This is a genomic window from Halodurantibacterium flavum, from assembly GCF_042681825.1.
In the GTDB taxonomy this organism is placed as follows: domain Bacteria; phylum Pseudomonadota; class Alphaproteobacteria; order Rhodobacterales; family Rhodobacteraceae; genus Halodurantibacterium; species Halodurantibacterium flavum.
This window is the reverse complement of the sequence record NZ_JBHUGH010000006.1, coordinates 59,679-86,162: the sequence shown is the minus strand read 5'-3', so window position 1 is coordinate 86,162 and position 26,484 is coordinate 59,679. Positions and strand designations below refer to the sequence as shown.

At 67.1% G+C, this 26,484-nt stretch carries 26 protein-coding genes; 12 read left to right on the top strand and 14 right to left on the bottom strand.

What is annotated here, in order from left to right:
* Nucleotides 1-27: 27 nt before the first annotated feature.
* The 4 genes from ACFSGJ_RS08955 to ACFSGJ_RS08940 form a co-directional block, all read right to left on the bottom strand.
* On the bottom strand, nucleotides 28-1,335 hold the full coding sequence (locus ACFSGJ_RS08955) for an outer membrane protein assembly factor BamB family protein (protein ID WP_390260897.1): 1,308 nt from the start codon (nucleotides 1,333-1,335) through the stop codon (nucleotides 28-30).
* A gap of 76 nt (nucleotides 1,336-1,411) precedes the next feature.
* Nucleotides 1,412-2,068 carry a tetratricopeptide repeat protein gene (locus ACFSGJ_RS08950; RefSeq protein WP_390260895.1) on the bottom strand — a complete coding sequence of 219 codons (657 nt, stop codon included), beginning with the start codon at nucleotides 2,066-2,068 and terminating at the stop codon, nucleotides 1,412-1,414.
* A gap of 77 nt (nucleotides 2,069-2,145) precedes the next feature.
* Nucleotides 2,146-4,077 carry an ABCB family ABC transporter ATP-binding protein/permease gene (locus ACFSGJ_RS08945; protein ID WP_390260894.1) on the bottom strand — a complete coding sequence of 644 codons (1,932 nt, stop codon included), beginning with the start codon at nucleotides 4,075-4,077 and terminating at the stop codon, nucleotides 2,146-2,148.
* Between the two features lie 147 nt (nucleotides 4,078-4,224).
* Entirely contained in the window at nucleotides 4,225-5,724 is a 1,500-nt protein-coding gene (locus tag ACFSGJ_RS08940; RefSeq protein ID WP_390260892.1) for a LysM peptidoglycan-binding domain-containing protein, read from the bottom strand.
* Between the two features lie 168 nt (nucleotides 5,725-5,892).
* Between ACFSGJ_RS08940 and ACFSGJ_RS08935 the strand changes: the two genes are divergently transcribed.
* Complete coding sequence (locus ACFSGJ_RS08935) at nucleotides 5,893-6,489, top strand: LOG family protein (RefSeq protein ID WP_390260890.1); 597 nt, start codon at nucleotides 5,893-5,895, stop codon at nucleotides 6,487-6,489.
* Complete coding sequence (locus ACFSGJ_RS08930) at nucleotides 6,486-7,667, top strand: cytochrome P450 (RefSeq protein WP_390260888.1); 1,182 nt, start codon at nucleotides 6,486-6,488, stop codon at nucleotides 7,665-7,667. The genes ACFSGJ_RS08935 and ACFSGJ_RS08930 overlap by 4 nt, the downstream gene beginning before the upstream one ends.
* A gap of 3 nt (nucleotides 7,668-7,670) precedes the next feature.
* Here ACFSGJ_RS08930 and ACFSGJ_RS08925 read toward each other — a convergent pair whose 3' ends face one another.
* The gene (locus tag ACFSGJ_RS08925) at nucleotides 7,671-8,132 is read right to left on the bottom strand and encodes an Lrp/AsnC family transcriptional regulator (protein ID WP_390260886.1); all 462 of its coding nucleotides are present in this window, start codon (nucleotides 8,130-8,132) and stop codon (nucleotides 7,671-7,673) included.
* 169 nt (nucleotides 8,133-8,301) lie between these two features.
* Here ACFSGJ_RS08925 and cysG point away from each other — a divergent pair, with 169 nt between their 5' ends.
* Genes cysG through ACFSGJ_RS08895 form a run of 6 tightly spaced genes read left to right on the top strand, consistent with a single transcriptional unit; the run spans nucleotide 8,302 to nucleotide 13,733 of the window.
* Nucleotides 8,302-9,690, top strand: a complete 1,389-nt coding sequence (cysG, locus tag ACFSGJ_RS08920; protein ID WP_390260884.1) for a siroheme synthase CysG — start codon at nucleotides 8,302-8,304, stop codon at nucleotides 9,688-9,690.
* Nucleotides 9,687-9,992 (top strand): DUF2849 domain-containing protein, encoded by a 306-nt coding sequence (locus tag ACFSGJ_RS08915; RefSeq protein WP_390260883.1) that lies wholly within the window; start codon nucleotides 9,687-9,689, stop codon nucleotides 9,990-9,992. Before cysG ends, ACFSGJ_RS08915 begins: the two co-directional genes overlap by 4 nt.
* 17 nt (nucleotides 9,993-10,009) lie before the next feature.
* Entirely contained in the window at nucleotides 10,010-11,680 is a 1,671-nt protein-coding gene (locus ACFSGJ_RS08910; protein WP_390260881.1) for a nitrite/sulfite reductase, read from the top strand.
* Nucleotides 11,670-12,434 carry a phosphoadenylyl-sulfate reductase gene (locus tag ACFSGJ_RS08905; RefSeq protein ID WP_390260880.1) on the top strand — a complete coding sequence of 255 codons (765 nt, stop codon included), beginning with the start codon at nucleotides 11,670-11,672 and terminating at the stop codon, nucleotides 12,432-12,434. Before ACFSGJ_RS08910 ends, ACFSGJ_RS08905 begins: the two co-directional genes overlap by 11 nt.
* Complete coding sequence (locus tag ACFSGJ_RS08900; RefSeq protein WP_390260878.1) at nucleotides 12,431-12,862, top strand: DUF934 domain-containing protein; 432 nt, start codon at nucleotides 12,431-12,433, stop codon at nucleotides 12,860-12,862. The genes ACFSGJ_RS08905 and ACFSGJ_RS08900 overlap by 4 nt, the downstream gene beginning before the upstream one ends.
* A 52-nt stretch (nucleotides 12,863-12,914) precedes the next feature.
* Nucleotides 12,915-13,733: a ferredoxin--NADP reductase gene (locus tag ACFSGJ_RS08895; protein WP_390260876.1), complete on the top strand. Its 819-nt coding sequence runs from the start codon at nucleotides 12,915-12,917 to the stop codon at nucleotides 13,731-13,733.
* Nucleotides 13,734-13,862: 129 nt separating this feature from the next.
* Here the strand turns inward: ACFSGJ_RS08895 and ACFSGJ_RS08890 are convergent, their stop codons facing one another.
* Nucleotides 13,863-14,510: a hypothetical protein gene (locus tag ACFSGJ_RS08890; RefSeq protein WP_390260875.1), complete on the bottom strand. Its 648-nt coding sequence runs from the start codon at nucleotides 14,508-14,510 to the stop codon at nucleotides 13,863-13,865.
* A gap of 30 nt (nucleotides 14,511-14,540) precedes the next feature.
* Here ACFSGJ_RS08890 and infC point away from each other — a divergent pair, with 30 nt between their 5' ends.
* A complete protein-coding gene (infC, locus tag ACFSGJ_RS08885) occupies nucleotides 14,541-15,221 on the top strand; it encodes a translation initiation factor IF-3 (protein WP_465262127.1) in 681 nt (226 codons plus the stop codon).
* A gap of 234 nt (nucleotides 15,222-15,455) precedes the next feature.
* Here the strand turns inward: infC and ACFSGJ_RS08880 are convergent, their stop codons facing one another.
* The 8 genes from ACFSGJ_RS08880 to pdxH all read right to left on the bottom strand — a co-directional run bounded on the left by ACFSGJ_RS08880 (nucleotide 15,456) and on the right by pdxH (nucleotide 23,802).
* Entirely contained in the window at nucleotides 15,456-16,511 is a 1,056-nt protein-coding gene (locus ACFSGJ_RS08880; RefSeq protein WP_390260874.1) for a hypothetical protein, read from the bottom strand.
* Between the two features lie 263 nt (nucleotides 16,512-16,774).
* A complete protein-coding gene (locus tag ACFSGJ_RS08875; RefSeq protein ID WP_390260873.1) occupies nucleotides 16,775-17,788 on the bottom strand; it encodes a molybdopterin-binding protein in 1,014 nt (337 codons plus the stop codon).
* A gap of 3 nt (nucleotides 17,789-17,791) precedes the next feature.
* Nucleotides 17,792-18,769: an XdhC family protein gene (locus ACFSGJ_RS08870; protein WP_390260871.1), complete on the bottom strand. Its 978-nt coding sequence runs from the start codon at nucleotides 18,767-18,769 to the stop codon at nucleotides 17,792-17,794.
* A gap of 373 nt (nucleotides 18,770-19,142) precedes the next feature.
* Complete coding sequence (locus ACFSGJ_RS08865; RefSeq protein ID WP_390260870.1) at nucleotides 19,143-21,305, bottom strand: OmpA family protein; 2,163 nt, start codon at nucleotides 21,303-21,305, stop codon at nucleotides 19,143-19,145.
* A 142-nt stretch (nucleotides 21,306-21,447) separates the two neighbouring features.
* Nucleotides 21,448-21,915 (bottom strand): peptidase S1, encoded by a 468-nt coding sequence (locus ACFSGJ_RS08860; RefSeq protein WP_390260868.1) that lies wholly within the window; start codon nucleotides 21,913-21,915, stop codon nucleotides 21,448-21,450.
* Nucleotides 21,916-22,062: 147 nt separating this feature from the next.
* Entirely contained in the window at nucleotides 22,063-22,533 is a 471-nt protein-coding gene (locus tag ACFSGJ_RS08855; protein WP_390260866.1) for a DUF192 domain-containing protein, read from the bottom strand.
* Nucleotides 22,530-23,072, bottom strand: coding sequence for a cold-shock protein (locus ACFSGJ_RS08850; RefSeq protein ID WP_390260865.1), 543 nt, complete (start codon nucleotides 23,070-23,072; stop codon nucleotides 22,530-22,532). Before ACFSGJ_RS08850 ends, ACFSGJ_RS08855 begins: the two co-directional genes overlap by 4 nt.
* Before the next feature lie 124 nt (nucleotides 23,073-23,196).
* On the bottom strand, nucleotides 23,197-23,802 hold the full coding sequence (gene pdxH / locus ACFSGJ_RS08845) for a pyridoxamine 5'-phosphate oxidase (protein WP_390260864.1): 606 nt from the start codon (nucleotides 23,800-23,802) through the stop codon (nucleotides 23,197-23,199).
* A 132-nt stretch (nucleotides 23,803-23,934) separates the two neighbouring features.
* On the opposite strand from pdxH, the gene fabI reads away from it, so the two are divergent.
* From fabI to ACFSGJ_RS08830, 3 genes are read left to right on the top strand one after another with little or no spacing between them, the layout of a single operon-like run.
* Nucleotides 23,935-24,753: an enoyl-ACP reductase FabI gene (gene fabI, locus ACFSGJ_RS08840; protein ID WP_390260862.1), complete on the top strand. Its 819-nt coding sequence runs from the start codon at nucleotides 23,935-23,937 to the stop codon at nucleotides 24,751-24,753.
* 3 nt (nucleotides 24,754-24,756) lie between these two features.
* Nucleotides 24,757-25,263, top strand: a complete 507-nt coding sequence (gpt, locus tag ACFSGJ_RS08835) for a xanthine phosphoribosyltransferase (RefSeq protein WP_390260861.1) — start codon at nucleotides 24,757-24,759, stop codon at nucleotides 25,261-25,263.
* A 4-nt stretch (nucleotides 25,264-25,267) separates the two neighbouring features.
* A complete protein-coding gene (locus tag ACFSGJ_RS08830) occupies nucleotides 25,268-26,446 on the top strand; it encodes an aminotransferase (protein ID WP_390261190.1) in 1,179 nt (392 codons plus the stop codon).
* The last annotated feature ends 38 nt before the right edge of the window (nucleotides 26,447-26,484 follow it).

Here is a 26,484-nt window from a genome sequence, read left to right as displayed (position 1 = left end):
AGCGGTTGCCCTTACACCGGTTCGGCCTCAGCGGAAAGCGTGAAGCTGCCCGTTGCGGCCGACCACATACATCGTGCTGCCCGCGACAATCGGGTTCGCGGCGGCCCCGCCCGGGATTTCGACCTGCGACAGAAGCGCGCCGTTCAACGGGTCAAAGCTGCGCAGCGCCCCGTCGTTCGATGCAAGCCACAGCCGCCCGCCCGCCAGAACCGGGCCGTAATGCGCCACGATCTCGTTGCGGCGGCGTTCCCGCTCGGTCAGGAAATAGGGCAGATCGACGGCCCAGATGCGGCCCCCCGTCGCGGCATCCAGCCGGACAAGCTGCCCCTCATCCGACACGAGGAAGAGCGAATCGCCCGCCGGCCAGACGGGGCCATAGGCGCCTTCGCGCGCGGTCCAGCGGGTCGTGCCGTTGTCGAGGTCGAGCGCCATCACCCGCCCCGAGGCATTGCCCACATAGACCGTGTTGCCCTCGATCACCGGGTCGCCCGTGATGTCGGTCACGGTCGCCCAGGCGCGGCCGGGACGCGTGCCTGCGACCGTCGTCGACCAGAGCCTGCTGCCGCTGCCCGGCAGCACCGCGATCAGTTCGTTGCTGGAATAAGGGAGCAGCGCCAGCCGTTGCGTGACCGCAGGCGCCGCACCCCCCAGAAAGCCCGCCGTGCTGGGCGTGCCCGAAACCTGCCAGCGTTCCCGGCCCGTCGCGGCATCAAGCGCCCAGGCGGTGTTGTCGGTCGCGACCACATAGACGGTTCCGTCCGCAACAGTCGGCGGCGCGGTCACCGGCGCCGCAAACCGCTGGGTCCAGAGCTCGGCCCCCGTCGCGGCATCCAGCGCGACCAACCGACCAAAGGCCGTGGCCACAAAGAGCCGCCCGTCCGCCGCCGCCAGCGCACCGCCCGAAACCCGGGCTGCCGCCTCGGCCGGGGGCGTCATGTCCCGCGTCCATAGGGTCGCGCCGTTCAGCCCCGTCGCCGTGACTGTCGCCCGCGCGTCGAGCGTAAAGACACGTCCGCCCGAAAGCACCGGATCGGCGGTAATGCGGAACTGGCGGTCTTCGCCCTGACCGACAGGGGCCGACCAGATCCGTTGCGGCTGGGTCGAAAAGGCCGGATGGGCGATGCGATGGGCGGGGCTCCCGCCGCGCTGCGCCCATTCCGCGTTGACCACCGGCGCGGTCAGCGAGAGCGGGCGCATCGTGTTGATCTCGGGAGCCACGAGTTCCTGCCCGTCGCGGAGCGACACACGCTCACCCGGCAGGGGGGGGTCCTCCTGGCTGCAGGCCGCCAGCACACACATCACGGCGCAGAGGCCGAAACCCTGTATCCGCTTCACCGCCTGTCCCTTCCTCTTGCACCCGCTTTGCGGGTCTTTGGTCATCTGCGCAGCCGACATGAACCCTGCCATCGGATCAGCCTGCTGCCTCGGGCGACGCGCCCAGAACCACCATCAACTGTGTCACGCGCCGGCGCAAGTTCGCCGTCAGCCCGGGGTCTTCCATAAGCTCTCGCAGGATCGCCACGGCCCCGTCGGTATCGCCAGCCTCTACGCGCAGAAGCGCGCGTTGTTCCAGCGCCAGCGGGCGGAAGGGCTGGCCGGGCTGCGCCAGCGACTGAAGCGTCGCCTCGCGTTCGTCGGCAGGCAGGTCGGCCCCGCCCAGAACGACGCGCTTGAACATCGCAAGCTGGCGATAGCTCGCCGGCAGGGACCCGTCGTCGGCCACGACCTGAAGCGCGGCCAGCGCCGCTTCACGGTCATCCGCGGCGACGCGTTCACCTGCCTCGATCAGGTTCAGGATGCCGTCCTGACGTCCGCTTGCCGGAATTTCCCCAAGCGCCTCGGCCCGGGCGGCGGGGGTTTCGTGCAGCATGGCGGCCAGCACCGCATCCCCAAAGGCGCGTGCGGCAGCGCGGTCCTGCGCCCTTTGCCACTCGGTCCAGGCGGCGTAGCCCACCACCGCAAGCACGCCCAGAACGATGATCCAGCCATAGCGGCGCAGAAAGGCATAGAAACGCTCGCGCCGGACCTCTTCCGTCACCTCGTTGATGAATGTGTCCGAATTGCTCACGCCATCCTCCGCCGGAAACCGGCCCTGTCTTACACATAAGGGGCGCCACTTGCCAAGCCCGCCCCGATCCGCACGCCCTATCGGTCGGCCAGATCCGGTTCACCCATCTCTGCCCCGGCGGCGGAAAGCGCATCGGGCGCCGAATCCGCTGCGACGCCCTCTGTGGCGCCCTCTGTGGCACCCTCTGCGGCTTCCGGCTCGGTTTCCTGCCGGCGCCACATGGTAGCATAGCGCCCGCCCTGCGCCAGCAGCGTTTCATGCCGGCCCTGTTCCGCGATCCGCCCGTTTTCCAGCACCACGATCACATCGGCATCCACCACGGTCGAAAGCCTGTGCGCGATCACCAGCACCGTCCGCCCCTCGCCCATCCGTTGCAGGCTGCCCTGAATGTCACGCTCCGTCTCGCTGTCGAGCGCGCTCGTCGCCTCATCCAGCAGCAGGATCGGCGGGTCCTTGAGCAGCGTGCGCGCGATGCCCACGCGCTGTTTCTCGCCGCCGGACAGCTTGAGCCCGCGTTCGCCCACCCGCGTCTCGTACCCTTCGGGCAGCGAGAGGATGAAATCGTGGATATGCGCCGCCCGGGCGGCGGCCTCGATCTCGGCCTTGCTCGCGCCGTCCCGGCCATAGGCGATGTTGTAGCGGATCGTGTCGTTGAAAAGGACCGTATCCTGCGGCACCACCCCGATTACCGCGTGCAGGCTGTCCTGCGTCACATCGCGTACATCCTGCCCGTCGATCCGCAGCGTGCCGCCCGTCACGTCGTAGAACCGGAACAAGAGTCGCCCGATGGTCGATTTGCCCGCGCCGGAGGGGCCGACGATGGCGACCTTCTGCCCGGGCGCAACCTTCAGCGTCAGCCCCTTCAGGATCGGCCGCGCGGCGTCATAGCCGAACTCGACCGCATCGAATTCCACGGCCCCGCCCATGACGCGCAGGGGGCGGGCATCGGGGCTGTCCCGCACCTCTGCCGGCTGGTCGAGCAGCGTGAACATCGCGCCCATGTCCACCAGCGCCTGCCGGATTTCCCGGTAGACCGTGCCCAGAAAGTTGAGCGGCATGGTGATCTGGATCATGTAGGCGTTGACCATGACGAAATCGCCGACGGTCAGCACCCCCTGCTGCACACCCGTTGCGGCCATCACCATCACCGCCACCAGCCCCGCGGTGATGATCAGCGCCTGCCCGAAGTTCAGCAGCGCGAGCGAATAGTTGGTGCGGATCGCCGCCGCCTCATACCCCTCCATCGCGGCGTCGTAGCGCGCCGCCTCACGGCCTTCCGCGTTGAAATACTTGACGGTCTCAAAGTTGAGCAGGCTGTCTATGGCCTTCTGGTTCGCATCCGTGTCCTGATCGTTCATGATCCGCCGGATCTTTACCCGCCATTCCGTCACCCGGAATGTGAACCAGACGTAGAGCGCGATGGTCACCACCACCACCGCAAGATAGCGCAGGTCGAAAAGCCAGACGAAGACGGCGCAGATCAGCGCCAGTTCAAGCGCCAGCGGCCCGATCGAAAAGATCAGGAACCGCATGAGGAAATCGACGCCCTTGACCCCGCGTTCGATGATGCGCGACAGGCCGCCCGTCTTGCGCGTGATGTGGTATCGCAGGGACAGGGCGTGGATATGGCGAAAGGTCTCCAGCGCGATCCGGCGCAGCGCGCGCTGGCCCACCCGAACAAAGATCACGTCGCGCAATTGCTGAAAGCCCGCGTTCAGAAGCCGCGCCGCCCCGTAGGCGAGCGTCAGGCCCACCGCGCCGAGGGCGAGTTCCCACCCGGTACCCTCGCCCGCGAGCATGTCCACCGCGCCCTTGAAGAAAAGCGGCGTGGCCACGGCGATCAGCTTTGCCGCCACCAGCGCGACCAGCGCCCAGACGATCCGGCGCCGCGCCCATGCCTCGCCCCGGGGCCAGAGATAGGGCGCCACGCGGACAAGCACCCGCCGGGCGGACTGACGTTCGGCAAGATCGGCCGGATCGGGGGCGGTCGTGGGCGAAAGGCGGCGCATCTGGGTTCCTTCTTGGCCCGCAGACTAGCCGCCCACGCCGCCCGACGCCAGCCCGGGCCGAGCGATCGCCCCGTTGGCGCCCGCCTGCAGGCGCGGGTTATCCTGTCGGGATCGGCGTGCGATCCGCCTGCGGGTTCAAAGCGCCGGTTACTCGGCCGTCGTTTCCTCGGGAAAGGTGAAGACCTGTCCCGGGTAAATCAGATGCGGGTTCCGGATCTGGTCGCGGTTCGCCTCATAGACGCGGACGTATTCGATCCCGCGACCATAGCGTTCGCGTGCGATACCCCAGAGCGTGTAACCCGGCTGAACGGTCACGACCTGCACCGCCACGCCATCGGCGGCGGCCGTTTCAAGCTCGGCGGCGAGCCGGGCGAGATCCTCGGGTTCGTCGCGCTGGAACGGGGTCTCGAACCGCGAGACGACCTGACCTTCGGGCGAGAGTTCGTCGACGCGGAGCGTATAGAGCCCGCTCGCCACATCCGGCAGCTGCCCCTCCCACTGGCCGTCCGGCCCGACCGGCAGGGTCGCCGTTTCGCGGTTGTCGAGGTAGAGCCGCACATGCCCCTCGCCCGTGGCGCGGCCGGCCAGTTGCACCTCACCCGCAGCGTCATAGCCGATCGTGTCGATCACCACGTTGGGCGCGGGTCCGTCGGACAAGAGGCGCACGCCTTCGTCATCGGCCATGAGAAGCGCAGGCGCGACAGCCTCGCCGGAATCCGCCACAGCGACAGGGTCTGCCGCGGCCCCGGGCATCGTATCCCCGGGGGCAGGCACGGCCGCGCTGGTGTCGGCGGCAAGTTCGACGGCCTCTGCCTTATCCTCCGCGGGAGTGGCGGGCGCTTCTGCGGCTGTGAGGGACCCGGGATCGGCGGGCGCCGTCGCCAACGCATCGCCCGCCCCGGCGGACGGCGGGGCATCCCCGGCTGCGGGGGTCGCCGCGATCTGTTCCGGCGAGGGGTCGACGGCTGCTGGTTCGGGCGCCTCGGTCGCTGCCGCCTCGGCCAGCCGCGGTGCCTCGGGCTCCGCTGTGTCCGGCCCGCTGGTTTCATCCGCGCTCATCAGGGCGAGCGGGGCGCTATCCTCTGCCCCATCTGCGGGTTCAAGGGCGGCCAGTCGCGGCGCGATGATGATCGACTGGCCGGCCATCACCGGATCGTCGCCCTCGGGACCGGCGGCCATGGTCAACACGCGCGGATCGGAGGATGGCGGCAGGTCGAACATCGCCACGAAGGCACCGCCGGAATTGGCTGTGGCCCGGGCGACCTCGGCCCCGTCCACGATCACCGACACCTCGGCCCCGGGCGCGGCGCTGCCGGCGACAATCGTGCCGCCGTCCGGGCTGTGGCGCACCGTGTCGAACCGGGGCGGCTGCGGTGCTTCGTCAGCGGTCTCATCCGGTTCGGGCGCTGGAACGGCCATCGCCACGGTATCGGGCGTCGCATAGGAGGGCGCATCGGCCACCACCGCCTGCGGCGGGTCGAGCGGCGGACGCGCCATCCCGTACCAGAGTGCGACCGCCACGACCGAAAGCCCCGCCCCACCGGCTGCGGCCCCCGCGATCAGCGGCCAGCGCGCTGCCCCCGATTTTGCGGCCCCAGATGTCCCGGCCCCGGCCTTTCCGGTGTCAACAGCGGTTTCTTCGCTCAATTCCGTCCTCGATCAATAGCTTTGGCAGTCTTCTGGCACCAATCATACCAGCATTTCGGCAAACCCGGGAGAAAAGGAACGACGGCCCCGCCGCCCCCTCTCTTGAGCCTGTCAACAAGGGCCGATAACAGGGGGCAAATCAACCAGAAACACAGCGGGACCGACCACATGAGCGACGCGACCGAGCCGAAACATTCGATCTGTGTCTATTGTGGCTCACGTAACGGGGCGGACCCGGCGTTCCGTGAGGCCGCGATCGCACTTGGCGACTGTCTTGCCGCGGAAAACTGGCGGCTCGTCTATGGGGCCGGCGACGTCGGCCTGATGGGTGAGGTCGCGCGGGCCGCCCAGACCGCGGGCGGGCAGACATTCGGCGTCATTCCCACCCATCTGCTGGCGCGGGAACAGGGGCGGCGCGACCTGTCGCGGCTTGTCATCACCGAAAACATGCACGAACGCAAAAAGGTGATGTTCATGAATTCGGATGCCATCGTGGTGCTGCCGGGCGGCGCCGGGACGCTGGACGAGTTCTTTGAGGTGCTGACCTGGCGCCAGATCGGCCTGCATGAAAAGCCGATCTTCCTTCTGAACACCAACGGCTACTGGACGCCGCTTACCGCGCTGATCGATCATGTGATCGCGGCGGGCTTTGCCGAACCCGACCTGCGCGCGTCCGTGGGGCTGGTGCCGGATGTGCCCTCGGCCATGACGGCGCTGCGTGTGGCGCTGGACGGTGCAGCGGTGACCGCGGGGGCACGCGCATGAACCGCATCAGCCAGCCGCTGCATGATCCGGCCTTCGTCCAGAACCCCTATGGGTTCTACGACCGCGCCCGGACGCTGGGGCCGCTGGTCTGGTGGGAGGAATACGGCATGACCTGCGCGGTCAGCCACGCGGCGGTGAACCAGATCCTGCGCGACCGTCGCTTTGGGCGGGAAGAGCCCGAGGAACTGCGCCGCCCCCTGCCCGCCCATGTCGCGCCCTTCTATGCGGTCGAGGCGCATTCGATGCTGGAGCTCGAACCGCCCCGCCACACCCGGCTGCGGGGCCTTGTGCTGCGGGCCTTCACCTCGCGCCGGATCGCGGCGCTCGCGCCCGAGATCGAGACGCTGAGCCATGCGCTGATCGACCCGCTGCCGCAGGACTTCGACCTGCTGCCGGTCTTTGCGCAGAAACTGCCCGTGATCGTCATCGCCCGTCTGCTGGGCGTGCCCGAGGAGATGTCAGACCAGCTTTTGCACTGGTCGAACGCCATGGTGCGCATGTATCTGGCCGACCGCCACCGCGCGACCGAGGATGCCGCCGTCGCCGCCACCGTGGCCTTTGTCGATTTCCTGCGCAGCTATGTCGAGGAACGGCGCCGCCGCCCGGCCGACGACCTGATCACCCATCTGATCGCCGCCGAGGAAGGGGGCGAGAAACTCTCGACCGATGAACTGATTACCACCTGCATTCTGCTGTTGAACGCGGGCCATGAGGCGACGGTCCATTCGCTCGGCATCGCGGTCAAGACGCTGCTGGAAACCGGGACCGGCGCGGAATGGCTGGCGCCCGACCGCGTCGAGGACACGATCGAGGAATGTCTGCGCCACGACCCGCCGCTGCATCTTTTCCAACGCATCGCCTATGAGGATATCGAGGTGATGGGCCATGTGTTCCACCGGGGCGACCGGGTGGCGTGCCTGTTGGGTGCCGCGAACCGTGACCCGGGGATGTGGAACGAACCGCATCGGTTCAACCCGGGCCGCCCGCGCAAGACCAACCTTGCCTTCGGCAGCGGGCTGCATTTCTGCGTGGGTGCCCCGCTTGCGCGGCTGGAACTGCAGATCGCGCTGCCGATCCTTTTCGCGCGGCTTCCGGGCCTGCGCCTTGCGGCCGCGCCGGAATATGCCGACACCTATCATTTCCACGGGCTGACCGCGCTGCACCTGCGGCGCGATTGACGGTCAGAGCGGCAGGAGCGTCGTCGACTTGATCTCTTCCATCGAGAGGAGCGCGGTGACGTTGAAGATCCGGACCTCGGAAATCAGCGCCTGATAGAAGGTGTCATAGGCACGGGCATTCGCCACCCGCACCTTGAGGATATAGTCGATCTCTCCGGCGAGGCGGTGGGCCTCCAGCACCTCGGGGCGTGCACGCAGCGTCGCAAGGAATTTCTGCTGCCAGACCGTGTCATGTTCGCTGGTGCGGATGAGCACGAAGAAACACGCATCGAGCCCCAGCGATTCCGGGTCGAGGATGAAGGTCTGCCGCCCGATCACGCCCGCGTCCCGCATCTTGCGGATACGGTTCCAGACCGGCGTCTTGGACGACCCCACCTTGCGCGCGATTTCGTCCAGCGACTGGCCTGCATCCTCCTGCAGTTCAGCCAGAATTTTCCGATCCATGTCGTCAAGCCGGACAGTCATTCCGATCTTTCCCCATTTATGGAACAAGGGCACTACATCCCCGCTCATACGGAACAAACTTCCTTATCCGCAAGGGCATATGGCGCATCCGGGGGAAAATATCCTAGATTGGTGGGTGAAAACAGCCAAGCCGCCACCGCACCGGGCCAAGCCAGAGGGTTCGCACCGCATGAAGCACTTTCCGATCTTCCTCAACGTCGAGGGCCGCCGCATCGTCGTGGCGGGCGGTGGTGACGCGGCAATTGCCAAGCTGCGGCTTCTGCTGAAGACGGAAGGGCGGATCACCGTCTTTGCCGAAGACCCGGCGCCCGAGATCGAGGCATGGGCCGAAGCGCGGCGCCTGACGCTCCACCGCCGCGCCTTCAGCCCTGGCGATGCGCTCTGTGCGTCGCTCGTCTATGCTGCGGCCGAGGATGACGCCGAGGATGCGCGCGTGGCCGCCATCGCCCGGGCCGAAGGCGCGCTGGTCAACATCGTCGACAACCTGCAGGACAGCGCCTTCATCACGCCCGCCATCGTCGACCGCGACCCGGTCGTGGTGGCGATCGGGACCGAGGGTGCGGCCCCGGTTCTGGCGCGCAAGATCAAGGCCGATCTGGAGGAACGCCTGTCGCCGGTCCTTGGCACCCTGACCCGGATCGGCAAGGCCTTTCGCCGCGCGGCCGACGTCCTGCCGATGGGCCGCAAGCGCCGCGACTTCTGGGCCGCCTATTACGATACCGAGGGTCCCCGCGCCTTTGCCGAGGGCGGCAAGGAGGCATTGCGCCCGACGCTGGAGCGGCTGCTCGACCGGCACCTGAACGCGGCCACCCGCGAGGGTCACGTGGCCATCGTCGGCGCCGGGCCGGGCGATCCGGAGCTTCTGACGCTCAAGGCACGGCGCCTGCTGGATGAAGCCGACGTGGTGATCCATGACGGTCTGGTCACGCCCGAGATCCTTGAACTCGCCCGACGCGAGGCTCTCTTGATCTCGGTCGCCAAAGAGGGGTTCGGCCCCTCGACCCCGCAGGCGGAAATCAACCGGCTGATCGTCGAGCATGGGGCATCCGGCGCGCAGGTCGTGCGGCTCAAGGGCGGCGATCCGGGCGTCTTTGGGCGGCTGGACGAAGAGATCGAGGCGCTGGAGGCCGCGGGCGTCAGCTGGTCGCTGGTGCCGGGGCTGACCTCGGGCGCGGTTGCGGCGGCGGCCATCGGTCAGGGTCTGACGCGACGGGGCCGCAATGCCTCGGTCCGCATCCTGACGGGCCATGACATGCAGGGCTTTGCCGATCACGACTGGCGCAGCCTTGCCACCACGGGCGAGGTCGCGGCGATCTACATGGGCAAGAAATCCGCCCGCTTCATCCAGGGCCGCCTGCTGATGCATGGCGCCACCCCCGAAACGCCGGTGACGGTGGTCGAAAACGTCTCGCGCCCCGACCAGCGCGTGATCCCGGCCACGCTTGCCACCCTGCCGCAGGCCGTCGCGGACGTGCCCGGCCCCGCGATCCTGCTTTATGGCCTTGCCCCCCGGGCGCAGGCCGCCACCCTTGCCGAACTGAAAGAGGCCGCACAATGAGCCGTCGTTTCACCCCCAAGGTCGTTACCGCCAACGCGCTTCTGGAAGGCGATGTCGTCTATCTGACCGAGGATGACCGCTGGACGCGCCATCACCATGAGGCCGAACTGATCGAGGACGAGGCGCACGGAACGCTGCGCCTTCTGCACGCGCAGGGGCAGCCGCATCTGGTGGTGGGGCCCTATCTGGCCGATGCCGTCGCAGGCGAGGCCGGTCCCGAACCCGTCCATTTCCGCGAGGTGTTCCGCACCCGCGGCCCGTCGAACTATCCGCACGGCAAGCAGGCCGAGGCCGCGGGCTGAGCGAGGAGAAGAGTCAGATGTACAGCTACAACGAATTCGACGAAGCCTTTGTCCGTGAGCGCGTCGCCCAGTTCAGCCAGCAGGTCGCCCGCCGGATCGACGGCAGCCTGACCGAGGATGAGTTCAAGCCCTTCCGGCTGATGAACGGGCTCTACCTTCAGCTTCACGCCTACATGCTGCGGGTGGCGATCCCCTATGGCACGCTGAACAGCGCCAAGATGCGCCAGCTTGCCTATATCGCGGAACGCTGGGACAAGGGCTATGGCCATTTCACCACCCGGCAGAACATCCAGTACAACTGGCCGAAACTGCCGGACGTGCCCGCGATCCTGAACGCGCTGGCCGATGTGGGGATGCACGCGATCCAGACATCCGGCAACTGCGTCCGCAACGTGACCGCCGACCACTTTGCCGGTGCCGCCGCGGATGAAATCGCCGACCCGCGCCCGGTAGCCGAGCTTCTGCGCCAGTGGTCGACCGACCACCCGGAATTCCAGTTCCTGCCGCGCAAGTTCAAGATCGCCATCACAGGCAGCCCCAATGACCGCGCGGTGACCCGCGCCCATGACATCGGGCTGCGGATGGTGCGCAATGCGGCGGGTGAGCCGGGCTTCGAGGTCATCGTGGGCGGCGGCCTTGGCCGGACGCCGATGATCGGCAAGGTGGTGCGGGAGTTCCTGCCCAAGGCCGACCTGCTGCCATATGTCGAGGCGATCCTGAGCGTCTACAACTCGTTCGGGCGGCGCGACAACAAGTACAAGGCCCGCATCAAGATCACCGTGCATGAAACCGGGCTGGACAAGATCCGCGAGATGGTCGAGGCCCGCTTTGCCGAGATCCGGCCCCAGTTCAGCGGCGTCGATCAGGAGCTTCTGGCGGACATAGAGGCCGCCTTTGCCCCGCCGCAGTTCCGCAATGCGCCGGTCGATGCCTATGAGGACTTCTACAAGGCCGACCCGGTGTTCCGCGCCTGGGCCGACACGAACCTGACGCAGCACCGCAACGACAGCTATGCGATCGTGACCATCAGCCTCAAGGCGCATGGCGCGACGCCGGGCGACGCAACGGCCGAACAGATGCGCGTGATGGCCGATCTGGCCGAACGCTATGGCCATGACGAGTTGCGCATCAGCCATGAGCAGAACGTGATCCTGCCGCATGTCCATAAATCGGACCTGCCGGCGGTTCATGCGGCGCTTTCCAAGGTCGGGCTGGCCACGGCGAATGTCGGGCTGATTTCCGACATCATCGCCTGCCCCGGCATGGACTACTGCGCGCTGGCAACCGCCCGGTCGATCCCGGTGGCGCAGCAGATCGCGCAGCGGTTCGACGAGTTGAAGCTGGAGCATGACATCGGGCCGCTGAAGCTCAAGATCTCGGGCTGCATCAATGCCTGCGGGCATCACCATGTGGGCCATATCGGGATCCTGGGGCTGGACCGCGCCGGCGTCGAAAACTACCAGATCACGCTGGGCGGCGACGGCACCGAAACCGCCGCTGTCGGTGAACGTGCCGGTCCGGGCTTTGCCTATGACGAGATCGTCCCGGCCATCGAGCGCCTTGTTGGCGCCTATCTGGAACATCGCGAGGGGCGCGAGGAAACCTTTCTCGAGGCCTATCGCCGTCTGGGACCGGCACCGTTCAAGGCGGCGCTTTACCCCGGGGAAAGCGAACAGGATGCCGCGTGACACCACACTCGCCCCGGTCGCCGAGCGGGTCGCCGACCTGAACCAGCGGTATCGCCACCATGCAGCGGTGGCGGTGTTGGAACATGCGCTGAAGGACCCGCAGGTCGGGCGCATCGCGCTCGTCTCCTCGTTCGGGGCGGAATCGGTGGTGCTGTTGCACATGATCTCGGTCATGGCGCCGGAAACGCCGGTGCTCTTCATCGACACCGAGATGCTGTTTCCCGAAACGCTCGCCTATCAGACCGAGGTGGCGCACAAGCTTGGCCTGACGGATATCCGCACGATCCGCCCCAGCCGCACGGCCATCGCTGCGCGCGATCCGGACGGGTTGCTGCACCAGACCGATCCGGACGCCTGCTGCGCCTTTCGCAAGACGGAACCGCTGGAACGGGCCCTGGGCGACTTCGACGCCTGGATCACCGGGCGCAAGCGGTTTCAGGGCCAGACGCGCCAGACGCTCGACTTCTTCGAGGCCGAGGGCGATCTGCGCATCAAGGTCAATCCGCTGGCGCACTGGACGCGGGACGACCTGCAGGACTATATCGTCAACAACCGCCTGCCCCGGCATCCGCTGGTGGCCAAGGGCTATCCATCGATCGGCTGCGCACCCTGCACCAGCCCCGTGAAGGACGGCGAGGACCCGCGTGCGGGCCGCTGGCGCGGGCAGGAAAAGGAAGAGTGCGGCATCCACTTCATCAACGGCAAGGTCGTGCGCGGCCCCCTGCCGAAAAATCAGGAGGACAGCGCCGCATGAGCGTGATCGTCACCGACGAGGGGTTTCGCCCCGACGACTGGACCGGCGGCTTTGCCGTCCCCGGCGAACGAACGGGTCATCAGGCCCTCGACCTGGCCGAGGATACGGAACCCGAAACGCTGCGCGACCAGCTGGCCGGGGTGGAACTGATCCGCGTGGCCTTTCCGGGCTTTGCCAACGGGCGCGGCTTTACCATCGCCCGCTGGCTGCGCACGATGGGCTATCGCGGACGGCTGCGCGCGGCCGGGCATCTGCTGGCAGACCAGTATGCGATGGCGCGCCGCGTCGGCTTTGACGAGGTCGAGATCAGCGACGAGCTTGCCGCCCGCCAGCCCGAGGATCAATGGCAGTTCCGCGCCGACTGGCGTGCCCATGACTATCAGTCGCGGCTGCGCGGCAACGCGGCCCCTTTTCCCCGCAACGCCTGACCGCTAAATGTGATCTGAACAGAGGACGGGGCGACGCGCGCCTCGATTGGACATGAACGAACAGACCGCCCTGAAGACGGACGCAAAACCGGCCGTCAAGACCCTGCCAGACGCCCAGACCGTGACCGCCGTGCGTCACTGGACGGGCGATCTTTTCTCGTTCCGCGTGACGCGCCCGCAATCGCTGCGCTTCCGGTCGGGAGAGTTCGTGATGATCGGCCTGCTCAAGGACGACGGCAAACCGCTCTTGCGCGCCTATTCCATCGCCTCGCCGTCCTGGGACGATGAACTGGAGTTCTATTCGATCAAGGTGCAGGACGGCCCGCTGACCAGCCGGCTGCAGCATATCCAGCCGGGCGACCAGATCATCCTGCGCCCCAAGCCGGTGGGCACGCTGGTTCTGGACGCGCTGCTGCCGGGCAAGCGGCTGTGGCTCTTTGCTACCGGCACCGGCATCGCCCCCTTTGCCAGCCTGATCCGCGACCCGGAAACCTATGAACGGTATGACGAGATCATCCTCACCCATACCTGCCGCGAGGTCGCCGCGCTCGACTATGGCCGGGAACTGGTCGAGGAGACGCTGAACCACGAGTTCATCGGCGAGGAAGCCCGCGCCAAGCTGCGCTATTTCCCGACCACCACGCGCGAGGAAAGCCCGCAGATGGGCCGCATCACCGACCTTTTGCGTTCGGGCGAGGTGTTCGAAAAGCTGGGCATCCCGCCGATCAACGCCGAAACCGACCGCGGCATGGTCTGCGGCTCGCTCGCCTTCAACATGGAGATCAAGGAGATCCTCGAAGGTTATGGCCTGCGGGAGGGCGCGAATTCCGAACCCGCCGAATACGTGGTGGAAAAGGCATTCGTGGGCTGAGGGACACGGCCCACCCGGTTCCGCTTGTCGCCTGAATGAGAAAGCGCCGCAAAAATCGTCTGCGGCGCTTTCATTTTCGCTGTCCGACGCGGTCCTGGGTTACCGGGTCCGGGGTTACCGGGCCCGGGGTTACTGGCCCAAGGCGCGGCGCAACTGATCCAGAACCGCCTGGCGGGCCACGGGGTCGTTCTGCGCCTGATCGAGCGCCGTGCGCAGCGAGTTGCGCAGCATCCCCGGCACCGGCGCGGCCTCGATCCGGGCGAGAATATCCTCCTGCGTCAGGTCCGACTGATCCCAGCTTGTAAAGGTCGCAGCGGTCGCGTCGGGCTGGGTCGGCTGGGCGGCGGCGCCCTCATCCGACAGTTCGGCGGCTGCTTCGGCGGCCTCGGCTGCGGCATTCGCGGCCTCATCCGCCGCACGTCCGGCAGCCTCGGCGGCAGCGTCGGCCGCCTGGCTGACCGCGCGCACTGCGGAATCGATTGCCTGCGCGGCGGCATCGGCAGCGGCGTCGGCCGCATCGGCGGCCGCTTCGGCGGCGGCGGTGGCCTCGGTCTCGCCCGCGGCGGCCTGGGCTGCGGCGGCTTCTTCCTCGGCGGCACGGGCGGCAGCCTCGGCCTCGGCGGCAGCCTCTTCGGCGGCGGCGGCCTCGGTCTCCGCGATCGCGCGTTCCGCCGCCAGCGCATCAGAAGCGCGGCGCTGTTCCTGCGCGTCCCAGACATAATAGCCGCCCGCCGCGATCGCGACGAGGATCGCCAGCATCCCCACGATCTTGTTCATGCACTTCCCCAATCTGCCAGTCTTTTGCTTATGGCCCTCCTAATGGCAGAAAATGTCGAAGATGCAAAGCTGCGCGGGTCTCGCGGGACCCTGCGGCCCCTTTCCGGGTTGAAAGACGCTCAAGCGAAGTTTATTTTCCGCGCCACGAACCATGTCAGAAGGATTGACGCCATAGCCCGCAGACCCCACAACGCCCCGCCGACACGCGACACCGGCCCCCGTATCAACGATCGCATCCGTGCACCCGAGATCCGTCTCATCGGTGCGGATGGCGAGAATGTTGGGGTGGTGACTCCGGCGCGGGCCCTTGCCATGGCCGAAGAGGCCGGGCTTGATCTGGTCGAGATTTCCCCGAATGCCGAGCCCCCGGTCTGCAAGATCATGGATTTCGGCAAGTTCAAGTATGAACAGCAAAAGCGAGAGGCCGAGGCCCGCAAGAAGCAGAAGATCATCGAGGTCAAGGAGATCAAGTTCCGTCCGGGAACCGATATCCACGACTATGAGGTCAAGATGCGCTCGGTCGTGAAGTTTCTGGAAGGCGGCGACAAGGTCAAGATCACGCTGCGGTTCCGCGGACGTGAAATGGCCCACCAGCAACTGGGGCTGGAGCTTTTGAACCGTGTCGCGGCGGATATCGCCGAAATCGGCAAGGTCGAGAACATGCCCAAGCTGGAAGGCCGTCAGATGGTCATGATGATCGGCCCGCGCTGAGCGGCACCGCCTGATGCCATTCCGAACCCCCGCTCCGGCGGGGGTTTTGTTTTGGCTGGGCTGTTTCAGGCGGGCATGGCGCGGGCGATCCCGCAGCTGTCCCGTCTTTCCGTGACCGGCTTTGGGCAGGGACAAGGTCTCTGGTTCTTGGCGGAAGCCGATGGCCAGGGCATCTGCCCCTAGGGCCGTCGTGCGGAGGGACGGCGCAGTCCTGCGCCCGGCGCGCCCGTGCGATCAGTAACGCTGCGCCTCTGACTGAACCTGTTCGGCGAAACAGGCGTCGATATCCGACAGCCGCGCCAGCATCGCCGGCCGCATCCGGGCCGAGGAACCCAGGAGCACGCGCCGCAGCAGCGCCGCCTGCCCGCGCGGACTTTCGGCAAAGCGTTCCGTATCGACCAGCGCTTCGGCAGGGCTGCCCTGCGACATCACCAGCAGCGGGTCGGCCAGCGCGCGGGCCGCCGCCTGCGCACAGGCGGGCGCGGTGGCACCGCAGCGCGCCGTGCAGAAAATCGCGATCGGCCGCGTCTCTGCCGCCGTCATCAGCCAGTCGGCAAGCGCCGCCGGGTCCGAGGGCTCGCCCATCAGGTCGCGCTGCGGGTCGCCCTCGGGCAGGGACATGATTTCCTCGGTCAACCGCGCGAGGTGTTCGGGCTTGCCCGCCCATTCCCGCCAGATGAAATAGCGCAGCGCGTGCGGGTAATGCGGATCGTCGGCAAGTTCCGCGAACCCCCGCCTTTCGCGCGCGGCAATGGTGATCGCCGCCGCCCGGGCCGCGCGGCCCTCACCCAGCGCCGAGAAACCGCCAATGACAGAATGGGGTGTATCGACGGCCCAGGTCGCCTGCCAGTGTTCCGCGAGCGGCGAGCTTCCGGCCGCCGCGTGAATCCAGCTATGGCCCGAGATTCCGCCGCTGTCGCGCATCATCGGCACCCGTTCACGCCGGGGCAGTCGCGCAAGCCACGGCCCCTGCAGTTCCGGCGACTTGTCGATCAGGGCCAGGAGGATCTGCGCCGCCGTGTTCCCCCCGCGGGCAAGCTCGGCCAGCGCCGGCAGGGCGGTTTCCTCATCATCGGCAAGCCAGGCCTCCAGCGCCTCTTGAAAGGCGGGATCGTTCTGGCCGGGCACGGCAGGGGTCGGCACGGCGGGGCTTTGCACGGGGATTGACACAGGGGCGGGCTGTACCTGTGATGCGGGCTGGGGCGGATCGGCAGGCATCGGGGTGTCCTGCGCCCAGAGGGGTCGCAGCGAAACAGTCATGAGCAAAAGCAAACCCGCCAGTCGGATCATGCCTATCTCCCGGTCGCGTGCGGCGATGCCGCGTTCCTGTCCCAAGGGCCCGGCAGGGCCCGCTCTGGGGTCAGACCATAAGGTTAAGGTCCCGGGATCGCTGCCCCGATCCCTCCGCCGCACCCATGCGCCGTCGACCTCAACCTGTGGCATCACCTTGATCGCTGACGACCCTAGCGTGCAAGGGCGCGATTGTCACCGTCTGAGTTGTCCTGCCCTTCCTTGCATCGCTTTTGCGGCGATGACAAGCAAGCAATTGTAAATCAAAGGTGATCTTCCCCGGCCTCACGCGGGCGCGGGCGCGAGGGGATTTCCTTCAGGAGCCCGCCCAGACCCATCCGCGCGATGTCCTCGTCCCCGACCGTCAGCCCGCAGGCGAGCCGTTCCAGCACCAGATCGGCCCCGTTGAGCGCAGGGGAACGTGCGCAACCGGGCAGTCCGATCACGGGACGCGCACCCAGATGACCGTGAAACAAGAGGTTCCCGGGATCGACCGGCATCCCGAAGCGCACCACCACGCCGCCCGCCGCCCGCAGTGCCGACGGGGCCGTATCGGCCGGATCAGATGTCGCGGAACCCGTCAGGATCAGCAGCATCTCTCCGGGCAGTTCCGACAGCGCCTGCGCCAGCGGCGGCACGTCATGGGGAACGACGCGCAGGCCCGTCAACTCGATCCCCAGACGCGCAAGGCGCGCCGCCACCGACCGCCGGGCCTTTTCCGCAAGGCGCGCAGGCTGGCCCGGCACCTCGGTCAGCACCAGCGCCGCCGTCCGCCGCTGCACCGGCTGCACGCGCAGGGCCCCCGCAAGCCCCGCCTCGGCACGCCCGATCAGCGCCCCGGGCACCGCATAGGTGATGATCTTGATCGTCGCGACCATCGTGCCGGGCGCCACCCGCGCGTAAGGCGCAAGCGTCGCCAGCGTCACCTCGGGGTCAAGCGCGTTGAGCGCGTGTATCCGCGCCGCATCCGCCAGAACGACGCCCGGCACCGTTGCATGAAGGTTCACGCGCCCCGCGCTTGCCGGGGAAATCCGCAGGAACGACGCGGCCGGATCAGGGACGAGCGCCGTGGCAAGGCGCGCGGCGGCCTCGTTTTCCGGCAGGTCGCCGGGTGATGGACGGGCGACGATCACCTCGGTCAGGCCGGCGCCGGCAAGGGCCGCGACATCGGCCGGGTCAAGCACGCGCCCCTTGGGCAGCGACCTGTCGCCCGCGCGCTGCGAATGACCCAGGATCATGCCAAGCGCGGCGGCGACGGGAACGGGACCGAACTCCATGCCTCAGCCCTGCCGCAGTCGCGCGGTCATCTCGGCCAGGATCGAGATCGCGATTTCCGAGGGCGTCCGCGCCCCGATGGCCAGCCCGACAGGCGCATGAAGCCGCGCAAGATCAGCCTCGGTCAGACCGGAGGCGCGCAGACGTTCGAGTCGTTTTGCGTGGGTGCGGGTCGAGCCGAGCGAGCCGACGTAAAAGGCCTGTGACCGCAGCGCCACCTGCAGCGCCGGATCGTCGAGCTTGGGGTCATGGGTCAGCGTGACGATTGCCGTGCGCGGGTCCGGGGCCTGCGCCTCCATCGCCTCATCCGGCCAGAGCTCGAGGATCGTCTCGCCGCGGAACCGTTCGGCGGCGCCAAAGGTCGCGCGCGGGTCGATGATCACCGGGTCATAGCCCGCCATCCGGGCCATCGCGACCAGCGGCTGCGCGATATGCACCGCCCCCACCACGATCAGCCGTAGCGGCGGATTATGGACCGCGATGAACCAGTCCCCCTCGACCCCCGCCTGATCCGAGGCCATGCGCGCCGCGATCGCCGCGCCAAGTTCGGCATCCCCCGGCCCCGAAAGCCGGGTTTCCCAGGTCGAGAGGTTGACCAGATGCGCCACCGCCCGGCGCGCGGCCCGCGCCGCGACCAGGGCTGCAAGGTGATCCTCGGGCAAGGCGGTGCCGACAGGCTCGATCAGGATGCGGATCGTCCCCCCGCAGGCAAGACCCACGGCGAAGGCGTCTGCGTCGCTCACGCCGAACTCGATCACCCGCGCGCGGCCCTCGTTGCGGGCGTCGGCGGCCTCGTGGATCACCGCGCCCTCGACACAGCCACCCGAGACCGACCCCATGATGGCGCCGTCGCCCGCCACCACAAGCTGGCTGCCCGCCGGGCGCGGCGCACTGCCCCAGGTCTGGATAACCGTCGCGATCGTGGCCCCCCGCCCCGAACGGTGCCAGTCGAGCGCGATTTCCGGAATGCTGTCGTGATCCATCTGGCCCCTCCGATCCCGGAATATGGCGTGGCGGGCGGGTCAGCACCAGTCCCCCCGGAAACCCGGACCGGAACTCACACCAAAACGAGGACAGGAAAACGCCGTGGGAGGGGAGTCCCACGGCGCAGGGGTCCCGGTCAGATCCGGGTGGAAAGGTGCGTGGCGGCACCGGCAGCGAACTGCCGGGGGAACGTGCCGCGCGGGGGAACGGCCCGGCGCCTTTCATGAAAAAACTGATGCACCCGGAAGACGGCCCCGTGCCTTGATCTGGATCAACCGGGGGCCGGGCCTTTTCGCCGGCGATACAAAAGCTGCATCTGCCGAAACAGAAAGCCCGCCCCCGACAGGGGCGGGCCAAGGGTTCGCGAAAGCCTCAGCGGTTGTTCAGGAGCCAGGTGATCCGACGTACCGCAACACGACGGTTGGCCTGTTCGGCGGCTTGCGTCTGCACTTTCAGGAACCGCTCGCCATAGCCCTGCACCACCAAGTTTTCCGGCGGCACCCCGAAATACTCGGTCAGGGCGAGCGCGACCGATTCCGCGCGCCGGTCCGAAAGGGCGAGGTTGTAGCTCGCGCTGCCGACGGCGTCGGTATGGCCCTCGATGAGGAAGATCTCGCGCGGGTTCTCGGCGATCATCTCCTGCATCAGGCGGCCGATCTGCACCAGCTTGCGTGCCTCCGACGTCCGCACGACACTCGATGCCGTCTCGAACGTGATCGGATCGGTCGAGATTTCGGGCGCCAGTTCGCGCAGTTCCCGGGTTTCCCGGACCTGCCGCAGGCTGAAGGTCCGTCCGAGATCCTGCGCCTCGGCCTCGGCCAGCAGGGCGCGCAGCATCGCGGTATCGGTGCGCTCGGTCACGCGGACCTCACCGATCCGGGGCGGCGGCAGGCGGCTCACGTCGACCGGCGCATAGCGCTGCGTGTCATCGATCAGCCGGACGGTCTCGCCGTTCGGTTCGCGACGCTCACGCCACAGGACGCGGCCGGTAGCGTCGCGGACGGTGATGATCTGCGACCCGTCCTGACGGTCAAGAACCGTGCGGGTGGAGCCGTCATTATAGCGTTCGACGCGCTCGGTGCTGCCGGGCTGACGGATCAGCGCGTCGTCATCCTTCCAGACGGCGAGGTTGCCATCGCCGCGATCCACAACGACCCGGTCGCCGGAATTGGCCACGACGCGGTTGTTGCCGACCAGCATCCCCACGGCCACGGCGCCGAGCGCCAGAAGCCCCGCCTGTTCGAGCCGCGTCAGACCGCGCCGCTCTTCCTCGCGTTGCGCCTGCGGGCTCGACAGGGTGACGATGCGGCTGTCGAAATCCTCGGCCGAAGACCGGCTGTTCTCGCGGGTCAGGACCTGCTCGATCACGTCGGCGGGGGCAAGATCGCCTGCACCTTCGCCCTGCTGGGTCGCCAGCAATGCGGCCAGTGCCGCACCTGCGGCGGTCGCCGTCGCAGTCCCGTCAGCCGGTTCGGTGGTTTCGGCCTGTTCGGTCGTCTCGCCCTCGGCAGCGGGGTCGGTTTCGACCGCCTCTTCCTCCGATTGCAGCGCAAGCGCGCGGGTCAATGTGTCAACAGCGCCCGCGACCTCCGGGTCCTCCAGCAGACGCTGCACGCGGGCATCATCCTCGGCCGTCGGCTGGGGCGAGGCTTCGAGCGGCGCCTCGACCGTTTCCGGGGCCTCGATCACCTCGGGCGCCTCGGTGCCTTCGGGCAGGGCTTCGAATTGCTCGACCTCTTCCGCGATGGCCGGGTCGGTTTCGGTTGCTTCCGTATCCGTGGCTTCCGTTTCGGTGGCTTCGCCTTCGGTCGTCTCTTCCGTGGCTTCTTCTTCCACGCCAAGCTCTTCCGGAGTGACGGGCGGCGTCACCTCTTCAGGATCGGCCGGGGCTTCGCCATCGGCTTCGCCTTCCGCATCCTGGATCGCCTCAAGCGTCAGGGGCTGCTCGCCCTCTTGCCCGGCGTCTTGTTCTGCGTCCTGTTCACCCTCCTGTTCGGGGGCCGGACCGGATTGCGTTCCCTCGGCGCCCGCCTCACCGGCAGGGGCTTCGCCCGCGGGTGCTTCCTCGGTGACGTCATCGGCAGGCGTGATCTCGACCTCCGCCTCCATGTCCGCCTCGCCCTCGGCTTCAGGCGCCCCTTGGGGCGCCTGCTGGATCTCGGGTTGCTCGATTTCCGGTTGCTGGGGCTCCGGAATTTCCGGCTCCGGCGTCGCCGGTTCGGGGATCTCCGGTTCCGGCAGGTCCGGCTCGGGCGCCTCGGTCGGGGTCACCGGCTCGATATCCGGCTGGTCGGGGGTTTCGTCCGGAACCTCGGCGGGCGTGTCCCCCGGGATTTCCGGGTCGCCCTCGAGGATCGCGTCGCAACCTTCCAGGTCAGGCGCCTCCAGGCACAGTTCGCGGCGCAGCTCGGCGTCCTCGCCATTGCCGCCCTCGACGGCCTGGCCGAAGCCCATGGTGGGCTGCATGAGAGACAGCGACAGCGTAAGCGCCGTGGTGGCCCGGAAAGGCGATCTTGAAATGCGGGATCTGGGCATCAATGTTCCTCGGGTGTTAAGGTGGGGCCCCACCTTCGGGACCGCCGTTGACGCAGTTATATTCTGCTGAACGCCCAGATCTTCATCAGGTTTCAATGACGCTGCTTCAATGCGTCGTTATTTGTGTTTCAGCCCCCCCTCCTCAGTAGCCGAGTTCCGTAAAGATCAGCACGGCCGGGTTGCGCCGCGATCCGTCGTAGGAGCCGATCCAGATGTCATAAAGCCCTTGTTGCGGGGCATCAAAAACGATGGCGGAATTCGTGCCTCGATAGTCGTCGTTGTAATACCAGGACCCGTCCGGGGCGTTGACCAGCAGCACCGTGTCGGCAGAGCCGGATTCCACCGCGATGGTGAGCCGCGAACTGCTGCCGTGCCAGTAGAGGTCGAAGTCGGGGCGCGTGGTGACATATCCCGCCCAGCCATAAGCGCCGCAATTCTCGATCCGGTGGGTACCGCCCGCGGTGACGCGATAGCTGGTCGGGTCAGGCAGGAATCCCGCGTCAAGGCTGATCGTGCCGAAATGCGGCTGGCCCTGCCAGTCGGGACAGGCCATTGCGGGAACGGCCGCAAGCGCGGCCACGACAGAGATGGCAAGGCAAGTGAACTTCATTGCAGATCCTCCCCCTGAGGCGCTGCCATCACGGCGATGGCACGCGACAAGAAGATGCTGCGCCTCGGCGGGCAATCCGTCAGTCACGCAATCGTGACCGGAGCGATTGACAGCGGGGAATTCGGAAACGCGCTTTCCAGAAGGGCGTCAGCCCTCCGGGCAGGCCCAGACGGCGAGCGCGGGGTCAAGCCGGGGGTGGCGCATCTCGGTCCCGGGGGCGATCCCAAGCAGGTTCGCGCCCCCGCCATTGATCTCCAGCACCATCAGGATGTCCTCGCCGCCTTCGATCGGCGTTTCGTCCAGCGGGATCGCATTACTGTGGACATGGGCGACGACACCGCGTTCATCGACGAAGATCATGTCAAGCGGGATGAGCGTGTTGCGCATCCAGAAGGTCGCGCTTCGGGGCCGGTCATAGATGAAGAGCATCCCCGCGCGTTGCGGAAGGGAGTCGCGGAACATCAGCCCCTGTGCGCGGGTCGCATCGGTGTCCGCGATTTCGACGGTAAATCGGGCCTCGCCCCATGGGCCGCGCAGATCGACACGGTCGGGGCGGCAGTCGGCCAGTGCCGGTGCCGCGACCAGCACGCCGAGGATCAGCGCAAGCGCACGCATCATTGGGCGTTCGCCCGCACCGCCGTTTCCCAGGCCAGAATCTCGATCGCCATGCGCCCCCGCTTGCCTTCCATCACACGCAGGCAGATTGCCTCGCCCGGGGGCAGGTCGGCAAGCCCGGATCGGCGCAAGACCTCTATATGGACGAACACATCTTCGGGACGGCCGAAACAGTTCGCAAAGCCGAAGCCCTTGGCCTTGTCGAACCATTTGACGCGGGCCGGTTCGAGAGGAAGCCCACGGATGGCTTCCGCGGTCAGTTCATCCATGTCCTCGACCAATCCGGGCACAGGGGCGCCAACCACCGGCTCGATTTCCAGCACCTCGACCGCCTGCGCGCCGCGCCCGGTCATCTGTGTGGCAACGACGACCCGCGCGCCGTCGGCAATCGAACTTTGCCCATAGTTGCGAAGGACATTCGCGTGCAACAGGATGTCCGGCCCGCCCTCGTCCGACAGGATGAACCCGAAACCCTTGGACGGGTCGAACCATTTCACCCGACCGCTTATCCTCTGCAGGGCGGAAAAATCGTTCTCACTCATAACTTCATCTTTATCAGGGGGTTCCGCATCCCCTTTCAGATGCCGCGATAGCACATTTCTGCGCAAGCGCGAAAAAGGCCAGGCAGACGAAAGAGAAAGCCATATCCTTTTTTTCAAATCTTTTTCATGGTGATAGACGGTCAACCTGCCACGGCGCATCGGGGGCATCCCTGTGCCAGCGAAAACGATCATGCAACCGAAAGGCGCCATCGGCCCAGAATTCCATCTCCAGCGGCCGAATTCTGATTCCCCCCCAGAAGGGCGGGCGCGGCGGGCTCATGCCGAACTCGGCGGTGCGTCGGGCCACCTCGGTCATCAGTTCCATCCGCGATCCGATCACCTGCGACTGCGCCGAGGCCCAGGCCCCCAGCCTGCTTTTAAGCGAGCGCGAGGCGTAATAGGCGTCGGCCTGCGGCCCCTCTTCGCGTTCGGTGATGCCCCGGACCCGGATCTGGCGACGCAGGCTTTTCCAGTGCAGAACAAAGGCCGCCTTGCCGGTCGCCGCGATTTCCTCGCCCTTGCGGCTGGTGTAGTTGGTATAGAAGACAAAGGTGTCGCGCTCGATCTCTTTCAGCAGGACCATCCGCGCATTGGGCAGCCCCTGGGCATCGACCGTGGCCAGCGCAATGGCGTTGGGGTCGTTCGGCTCCGACTGCTCTGCCTCGGCCAGCCAGTTTCGCGCGATCTGGAAAGGGTCTTCGCCGGCAAAGATGCCGCTGCGGTCTGACATGTGGTCCTCGGCTCGTTTGATCACCTGTTGCGCCGCAACACTAGCGGCACGCCCCGCAGAGTCGAGCCAGTCTTGATGCGCCCCGGCCTTTGGCCTAATGCTCGCTGCCATCACCGACGGCAGGAGCAGCGCATGTCACTGAAATTGATGGAAGGCAAACGCGGGCTGATCATGGGACTTGCGAATGACAAGTCGATCGCCTGGGGAATTGCCAAGGCGCTTGCCGACCAAGGCGCCGAGCTTGCCTTTTCCTATCAGGGTGAGGCGCTGCTGAAGCGCGTACAGCCGCTCGCCGCCTCCATCGGCGCGACCGAGATGGTTGAATGCGACGTGGCGAACGAGGCGTCGCTCGATGCGCTGTTCGCCCGGCTGGAAGAGGTCTGGGGCAAGCTCGATTTCGTGGTGCACGCCATCGGCTTTTCCGACAAGAACGAACTGCGCGGCCGCTATGTCGACACGACCGCGGCCAATTTCCGCACCACGATGGATATCTCGGTCTATTCCTTCACCGCCGTCGTGCAGCGCGCCAGCCGCATGATGACCGAAGGGGGATCTTGCCTCACGCTCACCTATTACGGGGCGGAAAAGGTCATGCCGCATTACAACGTGATGGGGGTGGCCAAGGCGGCGCTGGAGGCGTCGGTGATGTATCTGGCCGAGGATCTGGGCAAGGACGGTATCCGCGTCAACGCGATCAGCGCCGGCCCGATCAAGACCTTGGCCGCGAGCGGGATCGGCGATTTCCGTTACATCATGAAGTGGAATGAGTTGAACAGCCCCCTGCGCCGCAACGTGACGCAGGAAGAGGTGGGCAAGTCGGCGCTGTTCCTTCTGTCCGATCTCGGCTCCGGCACGACGGGCGACGTCCTGCATGTCGATGCGGGCTATCACGTCGTGGGGATGAAGGCGGTGGACGCCCCCGATATCGACGCAACGAAGAAAGAGGGCTGAGCCATGGCCGCCGACCGTCTGCCGCATGAAAAGGGCTTTCACGTCAGCTGGGACCAGATCCATCGCGATGCAAGGGCGCTTGCCTGGCGGCTGGACGGTCAGGGGCCGGACAATGGCAACTGGCGTGCGGTCGTCGCGATCACGCGGGGCGGCATGGCCCCTGCGATGATCGTCAGCCGTGAACTGGACATCCGCACCGTCGATACGATCAGCGTGAAGTCCTACAACAAGCAGGAACAGTCGGAGCCCGTCGTCATCAAGGCCCCGCAGGCCGAGATCATGGGCGACGGCACCGGGATCCTGATCGTCGACGATCTGGTCGATACCGGCAAGACGCTGGAACTCGTGCGCAGGCTTTACCCCAAGGCGCATTTCGCCACCGTCTATGCCAAGCCCAGCGGCAAGCCGATGGTGGACACCTATATCACCGAGGTCAGCCAGGACACCTGGATCTTCTTCCCTTGGGACATGGCGCTGCAATATGTCGAACCCTATCGCGGGGCCGACTGACGCGATGGCGCTGCCGCTCAACCCCCATATGGCGCGGACAGCCATGCCCCCGGTCATGGAGGCGCGCCGCTGGCTGGCCGAGGCGCGTTTCACGCCCGACCGCCCCCTCATCAACGTGAGTCAGGCGGCGCCGGTCGATCCACCGCCCCTGCCCCTGCGCGAGGCCTTGGCCGAGGCCGCGCTGAACGACCCCGACGCGCATCTTTACGGCCCCGTGCTTGGCCTGCCAGACCTGCGGGAAGAGATCGCGCGCCAGTGGTCGGCGGCCTATGGCGGCGGGATCGCGCCCGCGCAGGTCGCGATCACCTCGGGCTGCAATCAGGCTTTCGTGGCGATCATGGCGACGCTCGCCGCCGCGGGGGATGAGGTCATCCTGCCGACGCCCTGGTATTTCAACCACAAGATGTGGCTCGACATGCAGGGCGTGACGGCGGTTCCGCTGCCCACGGGGCCGGATCTGTTGCCCGACCCTGATCGCGCTGCCGCTTTGATCACCGCGCGCAGCCGTGCCATCGTGCTGGTCAGCCCGAACAATCCCGGCGGGGCGGAATACCCGGCAGAGACCCTGCGCGCCTTCTTTGAACTCGCCCGGTCCCGCGGAATCGCCCTGATCGTGGATGAGACCTATCGCGACTTCGACAGCCGCGTGGGCGCCCCGCACGACCTCTTCGCCGATCCGGACTGGGCAGGAACGCTGATCCACCTCTATTCCTTTTCCAAGGCATACCGGCTGACAGGGCATCGTGTGGGCGCGATCGTCGCTGATGCCGGCCAGCTTGCAGAGGTCGAAAAGTTCCTCGACACCGTGGCGATCTGCCCGAACCAGCTTGGCCAGCGCGGCGCGCTCTGGGGGATGCGGAACCTCGGCCAATGGGTCGCCGGCGAACGCGCCGAGATCCTCGACCGCCGTGCGGCGATCACGCAAGGCTTCCCGCGTCTCAATGGCTGGCGCCTGCTGGGCTGCGGTGCCTATTTCGCCTATGTGGAACATCCCTTCGCGGAAGGGTCCGACGCCCTCGCGCGGCGCATGGTGCATGAGGCTGCGGTGCTCATGTTGCCCGGGACGATGTTCATGCCCGGCGACGATCCGGCCGGGCAGCGCCAGTTGCGCGTCGCATTCGCCAATATCGACCGGGCGGGCATCGCACAGCTCTTTGACCGGCTGGCGGGGCTGACGGGCTGAGGGTCGCACAGGAACGGCTTGCCCCGCTGCCCCGGACC

Excerpts from the sequence above, each read along its gene's own strand:
- pdxH (WP_390260864.1), bottom strand. The coding sequence starts at position 23,802 with ATGTCAGACCGCAGCGGCATCTTTGCCGGCGAAGACCCTTTCCAGATC.
- ACFSGJ_RS08860 (WP_390260868.1), bottom strand. The coding sequence starts at position 21,915 with ATGAAGTTCACTTGCCTTGCCATCTCTGTCGTGGCCGCGCTTGCGGCC.
- ACFSGJ_RS08850 (WP_390260865.1), bottom strand. The coding sequence starts at position 23,072 with ATGAGTGAGAACGATTTTTCCGCCCTGCAGAGGATAAGCGGTCGGGTG.
- ACFSGJ_RS08855 (WP_390260866.1), bottom strand. The coding sequence starts at position 22,533 with ATGATGCGTGCGCTTGCGCTGATCCTCGGCGTGCTGGTCGCGGCACCG.
- ACFSGJ_RS08880 (WP_390260874.1), bottom strand. The coding sequence starts at position 16,511 with ATGATCCGACTGGCGGGTTTGCTTTTGCTCATGACTGTTTCGCTGCGA.
- ACFSGJ_RS08900 (WP_390260878.1), top strand. The coding sequence starts at position 12,431 with ATGAGCGTGATCGTCACCGACGAGGGGTTTCGCCCCGACGACTGGACC.
- ACFSGJ_RS08930 (WP_390260888.1), top strand. The coding sequence starts at position 6,486 with ATGAACCGCATCAGCCAGCCGCTGCATGATCCGGCCTTCGTCCAGAAC.
- fabI (WP_390260862.1), top strand. The coding sequence starts at position 23,935 with ATGTCACTGAAATTGATGGAAGGCAAACGCGGGCTGATCATGGGACTT.
- infC (WP_465262127.1), top strand. The coding sequence starts at position 14,541 with ATGGCCCTCCTAATGGCAGAAAATGTCGAAGATGCAAAGCTGCGCGGG.
- ACFSGJ_RS08935 (WP_390260890.1), top strand. The coding sequence starts at position 5,893 with ATGAGCGACGCGACCGAGCCGAAACATTCGATCTGTGTCTATTGTGGC.
- ACFSGJ_RS08905 (WP_390260880.1), top strand. The coding sequence starts at position 11,670 with ATGCCGCGTGACACCACACTCGCCCCGGTCGCCGAGCGGGTCGCCGAC.
- ACFSGJ_RS08945 (WP_390260894.1), bottom strand. The coding sequence starts at position 4,077 with ATGCGCCGCCTTTCGCCCACGACCGCCCCCGATCCGGCCGATCTTGCC.
- ACFSGJ_RS08910 (WP_390260881.1), top strand. The coding sequence starts at position 10,010 with ATGTACAGCTACAACGAATTCGACGAAGCCTTTGTCCGTGAGCGCGTC.
- cysG (WP_390260884.1), top strand. The coding sequence starts at position 8,302 with ATGAAGCACTTTCCGATCTTCCTCAACGTCGAGGGCCGCCGCATCGTC.
- ACFSGJ_RS08890 (WP_390260875.1), bottom strand. The coding sequence starts at position 14,510 with ATGAACAAGATCGTGGGGATGCTGGCGATCCTCGTCGCGATCGCGGCG.
- ACFSGJ_RS08875 (WP_390260873.1), bottom strand. The coding sequence starts at position 17,788 with ATGGAGTTCGGTCCCGTTCCCGTCGCCGCCGCGCTTGGCATGATCCTG.
- ACFSGJ_RS08865 (WP_390260870.1), bottom strand. The coding sequence starts at position 21,305 with ATGCCCAGATCCCGCATTTCAAGATCGCCTTTCCGGGCCACCACGGCG.
- ACFSGJ_RS08925 (WP_390260886.1), bottom strand. The coding sequence starts at position 8,132 with ATGACTGTCCGGCTTGACGACATGGATCGGAAAATTCTGGCTGAACTG.
- ACFSGJ_RS08870 (WP_390260871.1), bottom strand. The coding sequence starts at position 18,769 with ATGGATCACGACAGCATTCCGGAAATCGCGCTCGACTGGCACCGTTCG.
- ACFSGJ_RS08895 (WP_390260876.1), top strand. The coding sequence starts at position 12,915 with ATGAACGAACAGACCGCCCTGAAGACGGACGCAAAACCGGCCGTCAAG.
- ACFSGJ_RS08915 (WP_390260883.1), top strand. The coding sequence starts at position 9,687 with ATGAGCCGTCGTTTCACCCCCAAGGTCGTTACCGCCAACGCGCTTCTG.
- gpt (WP_390260861.1), top strand. The coding sequence starts at position 24,757 with ATGGCCGCCGACCGTCTGCCGCATGAAAAGGGCTTTCACGTCAGCTGG.
- ACFSGJ_RS08830 (WP_390261190.1), top strand. The coding sequence starts at position 25,268 with ATGGCGCTGCCGCTCAACCCCCATATGGCGCGGACAGCCATGCCCCCG.